Genomic DNA, 16,805 nt, shown 5'->3' on the forward strand with positions numbered 1-16,805 from the left:
CCTTCGATGGCATGACTCAGCAGGGGGTGCGCTGGACCGCGGACCAGGTGCTGGCACTGGCACCTGACGCCGCGTCACGCAATGCGAGCGGCGAACTCGCCGCGGCGGGGCCGTGGTCCGAGGTGGGAAGTTCCGACGAGGGGACGGTGTGGGGGCTGTGCAAGGGCAGCGGCAGTCAGCCGTATCAAACGGTCGTCGACATCTCGGACGCCTCCGGGCCCGCGTACAAGTGCGGCTGCCCGAGCCTCAAGTCCCCGTGCAAGCACGTGCTCGGGCTGCTGCTGCTCTGGGCAGACGGCGACGGTGTGGTGCCGGAGGCGAAGGCGCCGGACTGGGCGGAGCGGTGCACCGCGCAACTACGCGAGCGAACGCGGGAGAAGAGGACGGCGGACTCGTCCGGTCCGGCGGCCGGTATCGCCGATCCAGAGGCGGCGCGGCGCCGGGCGGAGCAGCGTGCCGGGCGGATCACCGCGGGCGCGACGGAGCTGGAGCAGCGGCTGACGGATCTGCTGCGCGGTGGTCTGGCCGGCGCCGAACAGGCGGGGTACGAGCTGTGGGAGGAGATGGCGGCCCGCATGGTCGACGCCCAGGCGCCGGGGCTGGCCTCGCGTGTGCGGGAGCTGGGCGCCATACCGTCGTCGGGCTCCGGGTGGCCGGTCCGGCTGCTGGAGGAGTGCGCTCTTCTCCATCTTCTGGACCAGGGCTGGCTGCGCCGTGAACATGTACCGGACGGCCTGGCGGCGACGGTCCGTTCACGTGTCGGCCTGTCGGCCTCCGCGGACGGCCCTCCGGTGCGGGACCGGTGGCTGGTCCTCGCCCAGTACGACACCGCGGACGCCCGGCTGACGACCCGACGCATCTGGTTGTACGGCGCGCGGACGGAACGCGCGGTACTGCTCCTCTCCTACGGCGCCGCGGGCCGGGCCCCGGAGCCGGCGCTGCCGGTGGGGCTGGCCCTCGACGCGGAAGTGTCGGCGTATCCGGGGGCCGGGCAGCGGCGAGCGGCCCTGGGCGGACAGTTCGGGCCACCCGCGCCCACGGAGCTGCGCCCGACAGGGATGACGACGGCCGAGGCCGCCGTTCGTTACGGCGAGGCCCTCCGCGACGACCCGTGGCTGGAGTCGGTGCCGGTGACCCTCGAACAGGTCGTCCCGGTACCGGACGGCGCCGATTGGCAACTGGCGGACGCCGGCGGGGACACGGCACTGCCGCTCCCCCCGGCGGCCGGACACCGTCCGGGCCTGTGGCGCCTGGTCGCCCTGTCGGGCGGCGCGCCCGTCAAGGTCTTCGGCGAGTGCGGCCACCGGGGCTTCACTCCGCTGACGGCCTGGCCGGCCGGACCTGGCCCGGCGGTGGCGCTGTGCTGACCCGTCCCGCGTAACGGCAACGGAATGGAAACGGAGGGAAACCGCATGACCAGGACGCCCGCTCCCGCGGACGCGCCCGTGCCGGGCGTCTGGGAGGAACTCGTCACCTCGGCACTGCTCGGCACGGACCGGCGCACTCCCCCGGGCTGCGAGCCCGGCCCGCGCGCACCGGCGGCGCTGCTGGATGCCGCGGCGGCTGAGACCGTTCGCCGCCGCGCCGGACTGTGCCCGGCCCGCGCGGCCCGGCGCCCGGAGCCTGCCCCGAAGGACCCTCGCCCGCCCTTGCCGGCCGCGGCAGCCCGTCGGCTCACGATGCTGCTCGCCGACCGTCCCGGGCCTGCGGGCGGCGGCCGCAGAGGCGCCGCGCCCGACCTGATGGAGCTGCTGCCCCAGTGGCTGGCGACGGCGAACGCCCGCGGTTTCGCGGCGCCGCCCCAGACGGTTCCGGCCCTCCTGGACGCGGCTCGGGGACGTACGGACCTGCGCCCGGCGGCGCTGACGTTCGCGGGGCCCCGCTCCCTGTGGCTGGCCCGGCTGAATCCGGACTGGCGGTTCGCCCTGCGCGCGACGCCGGGAGGAGGCACCGCGCTGCCCGGCCCCGAGGCCACGGAGCGGGTGCGTCGGCTCTGGGAGGAGGGCCTGTTCGCCGAGCGGGTCGCCCTGCTGGCGTCCTTGCGCGCCGGCGATCCCGTCGCGGCGCGCGACCTGCTGGCCTCGACCTGGACCACCGAGCGCGCCGAGGACCGGCTGATGTTCCTCGACTCGCTGCGGACGGGACTGGAGCCGCCGGACGAGCCGTTCCTGGAGCAGGCGCTCGCCGACCGCAGCCGCAACGTACGGGCGACGGCCGCCGAGTTGCTGTCCGCGCTGCCGGCTTCGGCGCTCGCCACGCGGATGGCGGCGCGTGCGATGACGTGCGTGTCCCTCGACCGCGCGCTGGACCCGCCCGCGATCGCCGTCGAGGCACCCCACGAGTGCGACGCGGGCATGGAGCGGGACGGCGTAGTGGCCAAGCCGCCCTCGGGCCGGGGGGAACGGTCGTGGTGGTTCGGCCAGTTGCTGGAGGCGGCTCCGCTCGGTACCTGGTCGGCTCGGCTCGGTGGACGTACCCCCGAGGAGATCGTCGCCCTGCCGGTGACGGACGACTGGCGGAGCGACCTGCACGCCGCGTGGTGCCGGGCCGCGGTACGGCAGCGGGACGGCGCGTGGGCGAGGGCACTGCTCGGAGCGCCCACGGCTCCGGAGGCCGGAGGGCCGGGCGCGGTGTCGCTGGCCGAACGGGCCAAACTGCTCGGCACCCTGGGCGCCGCCGAACGTGCCGAGTGGGTCGCCGGGTTCATCGCGACGCACGGTCTGTCCGAGGCGTTCCAGTTGCTCGGTATGTGCGGAGTGCCGTGGGCCCCGCCGCTCGGGCGGGCTGTGGTCGACGCGCTCAACATCGCCCGTGACGCCGGGAGCTACCCGTGGAGTTTCAGCGGGGTCATGGGGCTGGCCGAGCGCTGCCTCGACCCCTCGGAGGCGAGCCGCCTCGACGGCCTGCTGGCGATACCGGACGAAACGGAGGACGCGTCGCCGGGGGCCGGGGGGTACTGGGCGGAGGCGTTCCAGCGACTCGTGAGGACCTTGCGTCTGCGGGCCGCGATGGCCGAGGAAATGGGGGCGGGTTAGCGGGTGTGCGGCGTTGAGACCGGGAGCGGGTCACGCTGCCGGCGCCCACGGCCGGCCACCGCCCGAGCCCCGGCACCGCCCCATTGGCCGCCGGCACGGCCCGTGGTCCGCCAGAGCGGTCACGTGCCGCCCGCACCGGCGGTAAGCCACCGCCACCCGCCATGAGCCATCGGCAACCGGCGACCGGTCCTTGACGGCTGGCGGCCGGATGTCGTCGGTCGGCGGCCGGACCTCGGCCCCGACGGTGAGCCGGCACCCGCCCTGAGGCATCAGCCGTCGACACCAGCCACGAGCCGGCGCCACCAGCCGTGAGCCACCACCAGCCGTGAGCCACCACCGCCCGCGAGCCGTAAGCGCCGCCCGTGAGCCCTCAGCGCCGCCCGCGAGCCGTGAGCGCCGCCCGCGAGCCGTGAGCGTCGGCCGTGAGCCGACCGCGCCGGCCGTCGGGCGCGCCCCGCGCCCACCCCACGCCGGTGGGCACCGGGTGGATGGACCAGTCGGTGGGACCCGGTGACTGGGCCAGTGGGTGGGGGCGGGTGGTTACGCTTCCGCGGGCTCCCGCACGTTCGCCCGTACCCAGTCCACGATCGACGCCGTCGTCGCGCCGGGAGTGAAGATCTCCGCGACGCCCTTCTCCTTCAGCGGGGCGATGTCCGCCTCGGGGATGATCCCGCCGCCGAAGACGAGGATGTCCGCCGCGTCCCGCTCCCTGAGCAGTTCGATCACGGCGGCGAAGAGCGTGTTGTGCGCACCGGAGAGGATGGACAGCCCGATCGCGTCGGCGTCCTCCTGGATCGCGGTGTCCACGATCTGCTCGGGTGTCTGGTGGAGCCCGGTGTAGATGACCTCCATACCGGCGTCACGCAGTGCCCGCGCGATCACCTTGGCCCCGCGATCGTGACCGTCAAGCCCCGGCTTGGCCACCACCACGCGGATCGGACCGGCTGCCACACCCATCACTGCCTCCATGAAGCGACTACATCCATCCGTACCGACAAGTACCGCACACTTCGCCGACGCCGTACACAGCAGCACGGTGCGCATCACGCACACCCAATGTGCACATCGGGCACGAAGTCCGCGAAGTGCACGCCCGCGCGGCACAGACGCCCCGCACCACATCGTCCGGGGAAGTGAACGAACGTTATCGCCAGCATCCCGCAACCGGCAGTTTCACGGTGGATACAGAGGGGGAAATCACACGGTGGGACATGCTCGCCACGCACAGCTCCAGGGCGCGGCGGGCAGCACGCGCACGGAGAGCCGCAGCGAGGGCAGGGCAGGGCAGCAGCGGGCCTCATCGCCGCATCACCGACACCACAGGGCTCACAAGACTCACAGGGCGCTCACGCGCCTTGTCGGCAACCCAAACCTCGCAAACACCACCAATCACTGGTGTCACGGCTCTCCACAAGGGCACACGGGGGACAGAGGCGTTCCCGCGCGTGCCGACAGGAGGTCGGCCCATGAAGGTCACCACGGCAGCACTGCCCCTTCTCCCGCTCTGTCAGCGTCTTCTGCCCGGCCTGCCGGGGCTCCCAGGACTGCCTGGGCTACCGGGCTTGTCGGGACTACCGGGGCTTGCGGCCCTCCCGGGCCGACTCACGGGACTCTCCCTGACCCTCCTCAAGGCAAGCGCCCTGGAGGTCGCGATCCTCGCCGGGCACCTTCTCCTCTATCCCTCCGGGATCATTCAGGAACGCCGCCCGATGTCCGCCCTGCCGACGGCGGGCTCCCAGGACTCCCAGGACTCCCAGGACTCCCGAAACCCTCGGAACACTCAGAACTCCCAGAGCTCCCAGAGCTCCCAGAGCTCCCAGAATCCCCAGGACACCCGGGACACCCGCGACCCGCGGCCCACCCCTCCCATTCCGCGCCTCCCGGCCCGCACCAGCCCCCCGGTCATCCTGCTGCACGGTTTCATCGACAACCGCTCGGTCTTCCTCCTCCTGCGCCGCAGCCTGGCCCAGCACGGCAGACACCAGGTCGAGTCCCTGAACTACTCCCCCCTGACCTGCGACATCCGCACCGCGGCCGAGCTGCTCGGCCGGCACGTGGAAGAGATCTGCGAGCGGACGGGCAGCGAGCGGGTCGACATCGTCGGGCACAGCCTCGGCGGACTGATCGCGCGGTACTACGTGCAGCGCCTCGCCGGAGACCTGCGCGTCCGGACCCTCGTGACGCTAGGCACCCCGCACACCGGCACCCGGGTGGTCCCGCTGGCCAACGCGCACCCGATCGTGCGCCAGATGCGCCCCGGTTCGGCGGTGCTCGAGGAGCTGACCCGGCCCTCCCCCGGCTGCCGTACGCGGTTCTTCAGCTTCTGGAGCGACCTGGACCGTGTGATGGACCCACTGGAGACGGCCTGCCTCGACCACCCCGACCTGACCGTGCAGAACGTACGGGTGAGCGGTATCGGCCATCTCGCCCTTCCCGTGCACCCCGCCGTGGCCACCGGGATCCGCCAGGCGCTGGACACCGAGGCGCAGGAGTCAGGCACGGAAACCACGAGCACCAGCACCGCCGGTATCACCGGTACGACGAAAACCACCGGAACCACCGGAACGGATATGGGCGGGTCCACCGGCGGTCTGACGGTCGCCTGAGGCTCTGGAGCCCGCGGGAAGGCCCGGAACTCACCCGGCGCAACCCGTTCGGCCTCGAACAAATGTCGAACACAAAGCCAAGGTCGTGCCCGCCGTCCCCCAAAACACGGCCGATTGCCCGTTTCCTTCACGCGTGAAACCTGACGAAGATTGTCGTGCCCGTATACCGCCGGGTACAGTCGCCGCACTGCTCTGGCAGCCCCTGTTGTCGAGGCGAAAGAGAAGTTGGTGAACGACCGTCACCCGTCGGGGACCATGACCACCCCGGCCTCGGCTTCCGACGCCGATCCGGCGCAGTACGCGTCGTACGGCACAGGGGAGGCCCAGTACGGCGACCTCACCACGTACGGCGGATACGACACCACCGGTTTTTCCACCGGCACCACCGCCACGGCGACCTTCGACGCCGACCCGCTCTTCGGCAGTCTCCCGGGGCAGGACACCGGCGGCTACGACACCACGGGCTCCTACGACACCACCCAGTGGTCCGCCGGCAGCGGGCAGACGCCGAACTACGACGCGTACGCGGCCCAGCACCACGCCGCCTACGACACGACGGCGTGGACGGCCGACCACCAGCAGCCCTCCTCCGTGCCGCCGCAAGGCCCGAGTGCCGAGGCCACCGGGCAATGGGACACCGGCGCCTGGGCCCAGCCGGACCAGTCGGGCAACCCGGCCGACGGGACCCAGCAGTGGGACTGGGGTACGCAGACCTACGGCACCGGCACCTTCGCGGCCGGCACCTTCGAAACCGGCACCTTCGAAACCGGTGCCTACCCGACCGGGCCCTTCGCGGCCGGCACGTTCGACACCGGCGCCTACGACGCGACGCAGTGGAACTCGGACGGCACCGCGGCGCAGCCAACGCCGCAAGCACCGGAGCAGCCGGAACCGACGGAGACGCTGGAGACGCTGGAGACGCTGGAGAACACCGCGCCGGACGCCTCGGCTGACGCCGGGGAACCCGGCCCGCACGACGACGGATTGGCCGCCACCGGCGAACTCCCCGCCGTGACCGTTCTCCTGGAAGGCCAGGAAGAGGTCACCCCGGCCGCACGGATCCCGGCCGCACGCACCGCCCCCCGCAGCGGGTCACGTTCGCGCCGCCGCCAGCCCGCCAAGCGCTCGGCACTGATGACCATCGCCGTACCGTCGGCCTGTGTGATGAGCGTCGCCGGTATCGCCGCCGCCTCCGTCGGTGGCCTGACCGGGGACGACGGCACGGAGACCACGGCATCCGCGGCGGACGCGGGCGCGGAGGCGGCGCCGGTGAAGCCGTCCACCGCCAACAACAAGCTGGACACCCAGCTCACGAGCCTCGCCGCCGGAGCCGACGACTTCGCCGACCGGGCCAGCCGGACCCAGGAACGCATCGACCTCAAGGCCCAGCAGGCCGCCGAGAAGAGGCGGGCGGCGGAGGAGGCTGCCCGCAAGGAGCGGCTGCGTCCCAAATTCGCGCTCCCGGTCGCCCAGCACGGCCTCAGCGCGTACTACGGCCAGGCCGGCATCAACTGGATGTCCGTGCACAGTGGCATCGACTTTCCCGTGTCGTACGGCACGACGGTGATGGCCGCGACCGACGGCACGGTCCGCACGCAGTACAACAGCGCGTACGGCAACATGATGATCGTGACGGCGAAGGACGGCACGGAGACGTGGTACTGCCACCTCTCCAGTTACCAGGTTCCCTCCGGTACGACGGTCAAAGCCGGCGACGCGATCGCCTTCTCCGGCAACTCGGGCAACTCGACCGGCCCGCACCTGCACTTCGAGGTGCGCCCCGCGGGCGGCTCGGCGATCGACCCGCTCTCGTGGCTGCGCAGCCACGGCCTCAACCCGTCCTGACGGAGTAACGTCTCAGCGCTGCTCAGCGGGTGGGCCCCGTCCAGCCGACGGGGCCCACCCGTTGAGCGCCCTCAGCACATGCTCAGAGCTTCTCCACCGGCGCGTACCGCAGCAGCAGCCGCTTCGGCTTGGTGTCCCCGAAGTCGATCGTCGCTTCGGCGTTCGACCCCGCGCCCTTGATCCCGACCACCGTCCCGAGCCCGAACTGGTCGTGTGTGACGCGGTCGCCGACCGACAGCGCGACCGTCGGCTGGTCGGCGGGGCCGGTCCGGCGGGTGGCGAAGCCGGAAGCGCCCGACGCCGAGGAACGGGAACGCGACGACGACAGCGAGGCCGCCACGCCCGAGACCGGCGCGGAGGGCGCGGGCCCGTTCGCCCCGGTCCGCTTCCACTCCAGGTGGGGTGCCGGGATCTCCTCGAGGAAGCGCGAGGGCGGGTTGTACGACGGCTGGCCCCAGGCGCTGCGCAGCGTGGACCGGGTCAGGTACAGCCGCTCACGCGCACGCGTGATGCCGACGTACGCCAGGCGCCGTTCCTCCTCCAGCTCCTTGGCCTGGCCGAGGGCGCGCATGTGCGGGAAGACGCCGTCCTCCATGCCGGTGAGGAAGACGACCGGGAACTCCAGGCCCTTGGCGGTGTGCAGGGTCATCAGGGTGACGACGCCGTCGCCGTCCTCCTCGTCCGGGATCTGGTCGGAGTCGGCGACCAGCGCGACCTTCTCCAGGAAGTCGGCCAGGGTCCCGGCCTCCGCGCTCTCGGCCCGCTCCTGCTCGAACTCCAGGGCGACGGCCGCGAGTTCCTGGAGGTTCTCGATGCGGGTCTCGTCCTGCGGGTCGGTGGAGGCCTGCAACTCCGCGAGGTAGCCGGTGCGTTCGAGGATCGCCTCCAGCACGGTCGCCGGTCCGGCGCCGGACTCGACGATCGTTTGCAGGTCCTCCATGAGCGTGTTGAACCGCTTGACGGCGTTCGCGGAGCGCGCGGCCATGCCGTACGCCTCGTCGACCCGCTTGAGGGCCTGCGGGAAGCTGATCTTCTCGCGCTGGGAGAGGGCGTCGATCATCGCCTCGGCGCGGTCGCCGATACCCCGCTTGGGGACGTTGAGGATGCGGCGCAGCGGCACCGAGTCCTCCGGGTTGGCCAGCACCCGCAGGTAGGCCAGGACGTCCCGGACCTCCTTGCGCTCGTAGAAGCGGACGCCGCCGACGACCTTGTAGGGCAGGCCGACGCGGATGAAGACCTCCTCGAAGACACGGGACTGGGCGTTGGTGCGGTAGAAGACGGCGACGTCTTGGGCCTTCGCCTCGCCCGCGTCCGTGAGGCGGTCTATCTCGTCGGCGACGAACTGGGCCTCGTCGTGTTCGGTGTCGGCGACGTACCCGGTGATCTGCGAGCCGGAGCCCTGGTTGGTCCACAGGTTCTTGGGGCGGCGGGACTCGTTGCGCTCGATGACCGCGTTGGCGGCGCTGAGGATGGTCTGGGTGGAGCGGTAGTTCTGCTCCAGCAGGATCGTCGTCGCGTCCGGGTAGTCCTCCTCGAACTGGAGGATGTTGCGGATGGTGGCGCCGCGGAAGGCGTAGATCGACTGGTCGGCGTCGCCCACCACGCACAGCTCGGCGGGCGGGACCTCGGCCTCGGGCGGCACGTCGACGGCGTGCTCGGAGGTGCCGACCAGCTCGCGCACCAGGGAGTACTGGGCGTGGTTGGTGTCCTGGTACTCGTCGACCAGGACGTGCCGGAAGCGGCGGCGGTAGTGCTCGGCGACGTCCGGGAAGGCGCGGAGCAGGTTGACCGTCGTCATGATCAGGTCGTCGAAGTCCAGGGCGTTCGCCTCGCGCAGCCGCGACTGGTACAGGGCGTAGGCCTGGGCGACGGTCTTCTCGAATCCGTCGGCGGCCTGGGCGGCGAAGTCCTCCTCGTCGATCAGCTCGTTCTTGAGGTTGCTGATCTTCGCGCTGAAGGACTTGGGCGGGAAGCGCTTGGGGTCCAGGTCGAGATCACGGCAGACGAGCGCCATCAGGCGCTTGGAGTCCGCGGCGTCGTAGATCGAGAAGGACGACGTGAAGCCGAGCCTCTTCGACTCGCGGCGCAGGATGCGCACGCACGCGCTGTGGAAGGTCATGACCCACATCGCGTTCGCGCGCGGGCCGACGAGCTGCTCGACGCGCTCCTTCATCTCGCCCGCGGCCTTGTTGGTGAAGGTGATCGCGAGGATCTGGCCCGGGTGGACGCCGCGCTCGGCCAGCAGGTGGGCGATGCGGTGGGTGAGCACGCGGGTCTTGCCGGAGCCGGCCCCGGCCACGATGAGCAGCGGGGAGCCGGAGTGCACGACGGCGGCGCGCTGGTTCTCGTTCAGCCCGTCGAGGAGCGCGGCGGCGTCCAGGGCGGGGCGCGGGGCGCCGTCCCGGTAGTGGGTGTCCCGGTCCGGCGGCGCGTCGAACTTCCCGCCGAACAGATCGTGCGGGACCGGCTCCGGTCCGTGATCGTCCTCGGGCGGTGGCGGGGGTTCCCCCTCGTGACCGCGGGGGGTCTGGAGGCTCGCCAGGAAGCTGTCGTCAAAGAGGCTGCTCATCGCTCTCCGAGTCTAGGGTGCCCCACCGACAACCCGCCGCCACCCCGGAAAACGGCCGGCATCCGGACGCCGGGCACGCCCTGCGACCGGGCGAGGCACGAAGAGTGACGCACACGGGCGCCCGCAGCGAAGGTCACGAAAATGTATCGGGCATATCACCCACCAACCTTCACAGCCGCCACACGAGTTGGCTACCGTGCGGACAGGCCGCACGACCCCCTCCGGCGAACGTCGCCGGGCCGCGCGGCCTCCGCCGAGTCCGGCGTGCCAGCACGGCGCCCGGAGCCGGGGACCCAACCGAGAACCTTGGGGTGAATCGGCCGTACCGCCCCCGCCGGGGCGGACCCGCCGTAGGGCAACCCTTCCGAACCATCGCCCGAACCCGACAGCTAACCCGGTAGGCGGACGGTTGGAAGGAGTCGCCTCCTTGGCGTCGCACCGCAAGTCGCGTCCCACCGGTACGCGCGTCGCAGGCATACGGCCCCCCGCCCTCGCCACGGCGGCCCTCACCTCCGTGGCCCTGCTGTCCCAGACCGCCACCGCCGCACCGTCGGACGACGACAGGCCGAGCCTCGAAGAGGTCGAGAAGAAGGTCGACGACCTGTACCGCCAGGCGGGGTCGGCGACGGAGAAGTACAACGCGGCCAAGGAGAAGACCTCCAAGCAGCGCAAGCGCGTCAGCACTCTCCTCGACGACGTCGCCCAGCGCACCCAGAAGCTCAACGAGGCCCGCGAGGAGCTGGGTTCCTTCGCCTCCGCGCAGTACCGTACGGGCGCCTCGATCCCGGAGACCGCGACCTTCCTGCTCGCGGACTCGCCGCAGGACTACGTCGACCGGAACCATCTGCTGAACCGGCTCACCGGCCGCCAGAAGGACGCGGTCGACGACTACGTCACCCAGCAGTCGGAAACGATGGAGAAGCGCCGCGAGGCCACTGAGAGCCTCGAGACGCTCACCGAGTCGCAGAGCGACCTCAAGACGGCCAAGGCCACCGTCCAGAGGAAGCTCGCCACCGCGCGGGAGCTGCTGTCGGAGCTGACCGCCGAGGAGAAGGCCCGGCTCGCGGCGATCGAGAAGAAGAAGCAGAAGGAGGCCGCCCGCAAGGCCGCGGAGCTCGCGAAGCGGCAGGCCGAGGAGCGGAAGCGGCAGGAGCAGGCCGACCGGCGGGAGAGCGACGCCGCTGCGGGCTCCTCCGGAGCGTCCGGCTCCGGTGACACCGGCACGGAAACCGGGCCCTCCGCCCCGGACTCGTCCAACGGCACCAAGGCCGAGAAGGCGCTCGCCTTCGCCCGCGCCCAGATCGGCAAGCCGTACGTCTGGGGCGCCACCGGCCCCGACTCCTACGACTGCTCCGGCCTGACCCAGGCCGCCTGGAAGGACGCGGGGGTGATCCTGCCGCGCACCACCTACGACCAGGTCGACGCCGGCACCACGGTCCCGGTCGCCCAGGCCCGCCCCGGCGACCTGGTCTTCTTCTACGACGACCTCAGCCACGTCGGCCTCTACATCGGCGACGGCATGATGATCCACGCCCCGAAGCCGGGCGCGTACGTCCGTGAGGAATCGGTCTACTACGACGGCGAGTCGTCGATCCACAGCGTGGTGCGCCCGGCCTGAGCCGCGCGGGTCCCTAGCATCGGGCGCATGTCATCCGGCACCTCTCCCGCCTCCTCCCACCCCCTGCGCGCCTGGTGGGCGCAGCGTCCGCCGGCGGCCGGGGCCGCGGTCATGGCGACCGGCATACTGTCGGTCGCCCTGCACCTGACGGGCCACGAGATCCTGTCCCGGATCGCCCTGGTCCTGGCCTGCGCCGCCTGGCTGACGCTGGCGGCGAACTTCGTCTACCTGCTGCTGGTCGAGCGCGCGCGGTGGGTGACGCGGGCCGGGACGCCGGGCGCTCTCACCGCCGTCGCCGCGACGACCGTGCTGGGCACCCGCTTCTCCCTGTTCGGCTGGTCACCCCTGGCGGTGGCGCTGCTGGTGCTGGCGGCGCTGCTGTGGCCGGGGCTGCTGGCCCTGGTCGTCACGCACTGGGGGCGCAGGATACCGGGCGCCGTGTTCCTGGGCTGCGTGGCCACGGAGGGGCTGGCCGTACTGGGTGCCACGCTGGCCGCGGCCACCTCGACGGCCTGGTTGGCGCACGCGTCGCTGGTGCCGTTCTGGCTGGGGATCGTGCTCTACCTGATCGCGCTGTTCCGCTTCGATCTGCGGCAGGTGGCCCGGGGGTCCGGGGACCACTGGGTGGCGGGCGGCGCGCTCGCCATCTCGGCCCTCGCCGGCGCCAAGCTGCTCGCGGCGGCCGGGACGGGCATGTACCTGTGGAACGACGACGACTACGCCGTCCTGCACGACGTGACCGTCTTCCTGCTCGCCCTCGACCTCGCCTGGTACGCCGTACTGCTCGCCGCCGAGATCGCGTGGCCCCGGCTCCGCTACGACGTGCGCCGCTGGTCGACCGTCTTCCCCCTCGGCATGACGGCGGCGGCGACGCTGTCCGTCGCCGCCGTCCTCGACGTGCCGTGGCTGGACGCGCCCGGTCAGGCGCTGGTGTGGATCGCGGTGGCCGTGTGGCTGGCGGTCGCGGCGGGGGCGGTCGTCCGGGCCGGGGCCGGGCTGCGGTCCACGGGCGCGGGCACCGGGGAGGTCAGGTCCACAGCACCGCGATGAAGATGTTGGCGATGGTCAGCAGGCCCACCAGCCCGAACAGTGGCTTCTCCACCTTCTCGTCGTCGCGCTTCACGTAGACCAGGCCGAGGACCACGATCAGTACGGCGAGCTTCACGCCCATCTTGACGTTGTCGACGGACTGGTCGTCGGCCTGGTTGAGGCCGATCAGGATGACGCCGGTGACCAGCATCGTCAGTGCGCCGTGCAGCATCGCCGGAACGAAACGGGCCGTGCCCTGGCCCATCGCCTTCATCTGGGTCAGGAAGCCTCCGAGGAGCGAGGCGATGCCGATGATGTGCAGACCGACGAAGAGGTGGATGAGTACGTCCATGAGGCGGAGCCTAATCAGGGGCCCGGACACTCTCCGACACCGGCCCGGTGGGGGCGGTGTCACCTCGGCGCATATATGCGCCCCGTAGCATCCCACGCCCCTCGCCCGTACCCGATCCGGCATATCGGTCATCACCCTGCGTGAAGACGACAGCCGCGGGAGGGACTCCCGGGCACAAGTGGTCGCCTGCCGATCCGGTACCGGCCACTTCCGTGCATCCCCTCACCGGGCCGTTACCGCCGCGCCTAGCGTCCTCCCCCAGGCAACCGGAATCGGGTCGTACGGAAGGACGTGGATCGCTGGTGGGAACGCACCGCAGGCCGCGACAGCGCGCGACGGGCGGCCGGAGGGCCCGGGCGGCGGCCACGATCACCCTCGCGGGCGCCGCTACGGCGACCGGTCTGGGCGCCGGCACCGGACACGCCGAGCCGGAACCGACGCCGGCCGAGGTCAGCGCCAAGGTGGACAAGCTCTACCGGGAGGCGGAGGTCGCCACCGAGAAGTACAACGGCGCCAAGGAGAAGGCGGACGCCGCCGAACGGCGCCTGGAGAACCTGCGGGACGAGGCGGCCCGCAAGGAGGCCCGCCTGGACTCCGCCCGGGAGCGGCTCGGTTCGGTCGCGGCGGCCCAGTACCGCAGCGGAGGCCTCGACCCTGCCCTGCAACTCGCGCTCTCCGCCGACCCGGACCGGTACCTCGACGGCGTCGCCTTCGTCGAGCGGGCGGGCAGCCGGCAGACGGCCACCGTGGGCCGGGCGCGGGAGGAACTGCGGGAGATCGAGCAGTTGCGCGGAGCCGCGCGCATCGAGGTGACCTCGCTGACGTCACGCCGGGCCGAGCTGAAACGTCACCGCGAGACCGTCACCGGCAAGCTCGCCACGGCCCGCCGCCTGCTGTCCCGGCTGTCCGCCGAGGAACGCGCCCGCCTCGGCCACGGCACCGGTGACCGTGCCTCCCGCTCCTCGCCCGGCCCCCGGGAGGCCCTCTCCGCCTCGGCCCAGGCACCCAACTCCCGCGCGGCGGCGGCCGTCGCCTACGCCTACCGAAAGCTCGGCAGCCCCTACGTCTGGGGCGCCACCGGCCCCGACGCCTTCGACTGCTCGGGTCTCACCCAGGCCGCCTACCGCGCCGCGGGCGTCTCCCTGCCCCGCACGACCTACGCCCAGATCGACGCGGGCCGCCGCGTCGGCCGCTCGGAACTCCTCCCGGGCGACCTGGTCTTCTTCTACTCCGGCATCAGCCACGTCGGCGTCTACATCGGCGACGGCCGGATGATCCACGCCCCGAACCCGTCGGCACCGGTCCGCGTCGCCCCGATCGACGAGATGCCGTTCGCGGGGGCTACGCGGGTGGTGTGAGAGCGGAAGCAGACGTCAGGGCCTCTCACGGATGCCACCGAGCCAGAGCCGACGCCCGAGGTCGTCCAGTTGCCAGTCAAGGGCTACTTCCAGGCAGGCACCGCCCTGACTGTAGCTGTAGCTGTAGCTGTAGCTGGACTTGTACCGGGTGAGGCGTTCACTCATCGTTCCTCTGCCACCCTTCTGATGCACGTGGAACTGGCATGCGACTATCCGTGTGATCGTGAACGTGCCTACCGAACGGTCACACCAGCCGTCGTGCCGTCGCCCAGCGGGTCAACTCGTGCCGGTTGGACAACTGGAGCTTGCGGAGCACCGCCGAGACGTGGGACTCGACCGTCTTCACCGAGATGTAGAGCTGCTTGGCGATCTCCTTGTACGCGTAACCACGGGCGATCAGGCGCAGCACCTCGCGCTCGCGCTGGGTGAGGCGGTCGAGGTCCTCGTCGACCGGCGGGGCGTCGGTGGAGGCGAACGCGTCGAGGACGAAGCCGGCCAGCCGCGGGGAGAAGACGGCGTCGCCCTCCTGGACGCGGAAGACGGAGTTCACCAGGTCCGTGCCGGTGATCGTCTTGGTCACGTAGCCCCGGGCGCCGCCCCGGATCACGCCGATGACGTCCTCCGCCGCGTCCGAGACGGACAGGGCGAGGAAGCGGACGGGCTGCTCGGCGTCGCTCATCAAGGGAGCGCAGCGGCGCAGGACTTCGACCCCGCCGCCGCCGGGAAGGTGGACGTCGAGAAGCACCACTTCGGGCCGGGTCGCCGTGATGACCGTGACGGCCTGGTCGACATCGGCGGCCTCGCCGACGACCTCGACCCCGGTCTGCGCGGTCTGGCCGATCTCGGCCTGGACACCGGTGCGGAACATGCGGTGGTCGTCGACGAGCACCACGCGCACGTGACGCTCCCCCGCACCGCCGCTCGCCGGCTGTGCGGGCTCGGCCGCCCCGCCCGTTCCGGCCGTTCCGTTCGCCTCGGTCGGGTCGCTCATGACGTTTTCTCCGCCCTCTCCATCTCCAGCTCGACCTCCGTGCCGCCGTCCGGCACCGCGCGCAGCCGCGCCGTGCCGCCGTTGCGCTCCATGCGGCCGATGATCGATTCTCTGACGCCCATGCGGTCGGCGGGTATCGAGTCGAGGTCGAAGCCGGGGCCTCGATCCCGGACGGACACGAAGACCGTCCTGCCCTCGACTTCGGCGAAGACCTGTACGGCGCCGCCCTCGCCACCGTACTTGGCGGCGTTCACCATCGCCTCGCGTCCGGCCTGCATCTGTGCGGTGATCCTCTCGTCGAGCGGGCAGTCGCCGACCACCACGACCTCGATGGGCACGCCGTGCTTGTCCTCCACCTCCGCGGCATTGCGCTTCACGGCCTCGGCGAGGGTGGTGGGCTCGTCGTCCTCGTCCTTGCCGTTGCCCTCCGGCTTGTAGAGCCAGGCGCGCAGGTCGCGCTCCTGGGCCCGGGCGAGGCGGCGCACTTCGCCCGGGCTCTCCGCGTTGCGCTGGATCAGGGTCAGGGTGTGGAGCACCGAGTCGTGGACGTGGGCGGCGACCTCGGCACGCTCCTGGGCCCGGATGCGCATCAGCCGCTCCTCGGAGAGGTCCTGCGTCATGCGCACCAGGTAGGGGCCGGCGAGGAGCGTTATGCCGACGAGGACGGCGAGGGCCGCCTGGAGCACGGAGCCCAGGTGGGCGGCGGACCCCTGCAGGACGAAGATTCCGGTGACGCCGGCCGTCACCAGCAGCACACCGGCCACGGAACGCAGCAACGTGACCGTGCGCCGGTGGCGTCCCACCTCGGCCCAGCGAGCCCGGCGGGCGTTGTCCGCCTGGCGCCAGACGAGGGCGACGCCGGCGCCGACGAGCACGGTCGGCCACAGGTAGGCCTTGGCCCCGCCGCCGAGGTCGACGTTGCCCACGAAGACCAGGGCCACGACCACCATGAGGAGCAGGGCGACTATCTGGCCCTTGTCCGGTTTACGGGCGACGAGTCTGCGGCGGCCGTCCGGCGAGGTCTCGGAGGTGACCAGGGAGGGCGGCTTCTGCGCGTCGACGCCGCCGACGCCCAGCGGTACGAAGAACCAGAAGGCCGCGTACAACAGCGCGCCCAGGCCGTCGGCCATGAACAGGCCGACGAAGGCGAACCGCACCCAGATGACGGGCAGCCCGAGGTGCCCGGCGAGCCCCCGCGCCACGCCACCGAGCCAGCGTCCGTCGCTGCTGCGGTAGAGCTTGCGCGGCGGCCGCGGTTCGAGGAGGGGCGCTGCTGCGGCTTCCGGCATGACACCGATGGTCACACGGTCTCGGGAGCCGAGGCATCAGGGTCGGTCCCCGAGACGCCCCTGATCTTCGGGCCCGGGGCGCTTCGAACACTCCCCGGGCTCCGCGTCAGGGC

13 protein-coding genes and 1 riboswitch are annotated in these 16,805 nt (G+C 71.9%); of the genes, 7 read left to right on the forward strand and 6 right to left on the reverse strand.

Annotated features, from left to right (window positions below):
• Nucleotides 1-11: 11 nt before the first annotated feature.
• Nucleotides 12-1,367, forward strand: coding sequence for an SWIM zinc finger family protein (locus tag B1H29_RS14385; protein WP_055418276.1), 1,356 nt, complete (start codon nucleotides 12-14; stop codon nucleotides 1,365-1,367).
• 45 nt (nucleotides 1,368-1,412) lie between these two features.
• Entirely contained in the window at nucleotides 1,413-3,035 is a 1,623-nt protein-coding gene (locus tag B1H29_RS14390; protein WP_055418277.1) for a DUF5691 domain-containing protein, read from the forward strand.
• Between the two features lie 540 nt (nucleotides 3,036-3,575).
• Here the strand turns inward: B1H29_RS14390 and B1H29_RS14395 are convergent.
• On the reverse strand, nucleotides 3,576-3,992 hold the full coding sequence (locus tag B1H29_RS14395; protein WP_055418278.1) for a cobalamin B12-binding domain-containing protein: 417 nt from the start codon (nucleotides 3,990-3,992) through the stop codon (nucleotides 3,576-3,578).
• 509 nt (nucleotides 3,993-4,501) lie between these two features.
• Here B1H29_RS14395 and B1H29_RS14400 point away from each other — a divergent pair.
• Both B1H29_RS14400 and B1H29_RS14405 read left to right on the forward strand, forming a co-directional pair.
• The gene (locus tag B1H29_RS14400) at nucleotides 4,502-5,641 is read left to right on the forward strand and encodes a lipase family alpha/beta hydrolase (protein ID WP_079160225.1); all 1,140 of its coding nucleotides are present in this window, start codon (nucleotides 4,502-4,504) and stop codon (nucleotides 5,639-5,641) included.
• 228 nt (nucleotides 5,642-5,869) lie between these two features.
• Nucleotides 5,870-7,486 (forward strand): M23 family metallopeptidase, encoded by a 1,617-nt coding sequence (locus B1H29_RS14405; RefSeq protein ID WP_055418279.1) that lies wholly within the window; start codon nucleotides 5,870-5,872, stop codon nucleotides 7,484-7,486.
• A gap of 82 nt (nucleotides 7,487-7,568) precedes the next feature.
• Here the strand turns inward: B1H29_RS14405 and pcrA are convergent, their stop codons facing one another.
• Nucleotides 7,569-10,055, reverse strand: a complete 2,487-nt coding sequence (gene pcrA / locus B1H29_RS14410) for a DNA helicase PcrA (RefSeq protein WP_055418280.1) — start codon at nucleotides 10,053-10,055, stop codon at nucleotides 7,569-7,571.
• Between the two features lie 241 nt (nucleotides 10,056-10,296).
• Nucleotides 10,297-10,475, forward strand: a riboswitch (cyclic di-AMP (ydaO/yuaA leader).
• A 7-nt stretch (nucleotides 10,476-10,482) separates the two neighbouring features.
• Here pcrA and B1H29_RS14415 point away from each other — a divergent pair.
• Both B1H29_RS14415 and B1H29_RS14420 read left to right on the forward strand, forming a co-directional pair.
• Nucleotides 10,483-11,673: a C40 family peptidase gene (locus tag B1H29_RS14415; RefSeq protein ID WP_055418281.1), complete on the forward strand. Its 1,191-nt coding sequence runs from the start codon at nucleotides 10,483-10,485 to the stop codon at nucleotides 11,671-11,673.
• A gap of 27 nt (nucleotides 11,674-11,700) precedes the next feature.
• Nucleotides 11,701-12,723, forward strand: a complete 1,023-nt coding sequence (locus tag B1H29_RS14420) for a tellurite resistance/C4-dicarboxylate transporter family protein (protein ID WP_055418282.1) — start codon at nucleotides 11,701-11,703, stop codon at nucleotides 12,721-12,723.
• On the opposite strand, the gene B1H29_RS14425 is transcribed toward B1H29_RS14420, so the two are convergent.
• Nucleotides 12,701-13,054 carry a hypothetical protein gene (locus tag B1H29_RS14425; protein ID WP_055418283.1) on the reverse strand — a complete coding sequence of 118 codons (354 nt, stop codon included), beginning with the start codon at nucleotides 13,052-13,054 and terminating at the stop codon, nucleotides 12,701-12,703. The genes B1H29_RS14420 and B1H29_RS14425 overlap by 23 nt on opposite strands.
• A 302-nt stretch (nucleotides 13,055-13,356) precedes the next feature.
• On the opposite strand from B1H29_RS14425, the gene B1H29_RS14430 reads away from it, so the two are divergent.
• Entirely contained in the window at nucleotides 13,357-14,412 is a 1,056-nt protein-coding gene (locus tag B1H29_RS14430) for a C40 family peptidase (RefSeq protein WP_055418284.1), read from the forward strand.
• Between the two features lie 15 nt (nucleotides 14,413-14,427).
• Here the strand turns inward: B1H29_RS14430 and B1H29_RS38115 are convergent, their stop codons facing one another.
• From B1H29_RS38115 to B1H29_RS14440, 3 genes are all read right to left on the reverse strand, one after another.
• Nucleotides 14,428-14,577 carry a hypothetical protein gene (locus tag B1H29_RS38115; protein ID WP_159027822.1) on the reverse strand — a complete coding sequence of 50 codons (150 nt, stop codon included), beginning with the start codon at nucleotides 14,575-14,577 and terminating at the stop codon, nucleotides 14,428-14,430.
• A gap of 79 nt (nucleotides 14,578-14,656) precedes the next feature.
• The gene (locus B1H29_RS14435; protein WP_055418285.1) at nucleotides 14,657-15,403 is read right to left on the reverse strand and encodes a LuxR C-terminal-related transcriptional regulator; all 747 of its coding nucleotides are present in this window, start codon (nucleotides 15,401-15,403) and stop codon (nucleotides 14,657-14,659) included.
• Nucleotides 15,400-16,692 carry an ATP-binding protein gene (locus tag B1H29_RS14440; protein WP_055418960.1) on the reverse strand — a complete coding sequence of 431 codons (1,293 nt, stop codon included), beginning with the start codon at nucleotides 16,690-16,692 and terminating at the stop codon, nucleotides 15,400-15,402. The genes B1H29_RS14435 and B1H29_RS14440 overlap by 4 nt, the downstream gene beginning before the upstream one ends.
• Between the last annotated feature and the right edge of the window lie 113 nt (nucleotides 16,693-16,805).

The organism is Streptomyces pactum (genome assembly GCF_002005225.1).
Taxonomy (GTDB): domain Bacteria; phylum Actinomycetota; class Actinomycetes; order Streptomycetales; family Streptomycetaceae; genus Streptomyces; species Streptomyces pactum_A.

Bases quoted from the DNA above. Each gene is read 5' to 3' on its own strand.
- B1H29_RS14425 (WP_055418283.1), bottom strand. From the start codon at position 13,054: ATGGACGTACTCATCCACCTCTTCGTCGGTCTGCACATCATCGGCATC.
- B1H29_RS38115 (WP_159027822.1), bottom strand. From the start codon at position 14,577: ATGAGTGAACGCCTCACCCGGTACAAGTCCAGCTACAGCTACAGCTAC.
- pcrA (WP_055418280.1), bottom strand. From the start codon at position 10,055: ATGAGCAGCCTCTTTGACGACAGCTTCCTGGCGAGCCTCCAGACCCCC.
- B1H29_RS14385 (WP_055418276.1), top strand. From the start codon at position 12: ATGACTCAGCAGGGGGTGCGCTGGACCGCGGACCAGGTGCTGGCACTG.
- B1H29_RS14440 (WP_055418960.1), bottom strand. From the start codon at position 16,692: ATGCCGGAAGCCGCAGCAGCGCCCCTCCTCGAACCGCGGCCGCCGCGC.
- B1H29_RS14395 (WP_055418278.1), bottom strand. From the start codon at position 3,992: ATGGGTGTGGCAGCCGGTCCGATCCGCGTGGTGGTGGCCAAGCCGGGG.
- B1H29_RS14400 (WP_079160225.1), top strand. From the start codon at position 4,502: ATGAAGGTCACCACGGCAGCACTGCCCCTTCTCCCGCTCTGTCAGCGT.
- B1H29_RS14420 (WP_055418282.1), top strand. From the start codon at position 11,701: ATGTCATCCGGCACCTCTCCCGCCTCCTCCCACCCCCTGCGCGCCTGG.
- B1H29_RS14435 (WP_055418285.1), bottom strand. From the start codon at position 15,403: ATGAGCGACCCGACCGAGGCGAACGGAACGGCCGGAACGGGCGGGGCG.
- B1H29_RS14390 (WP_055418277.1), top strand. From the start codon at position 1,413: ATGACCAGGACGCCCGCTCCCGCGGACGCGCCCGTGCCGGGCGTCTGG.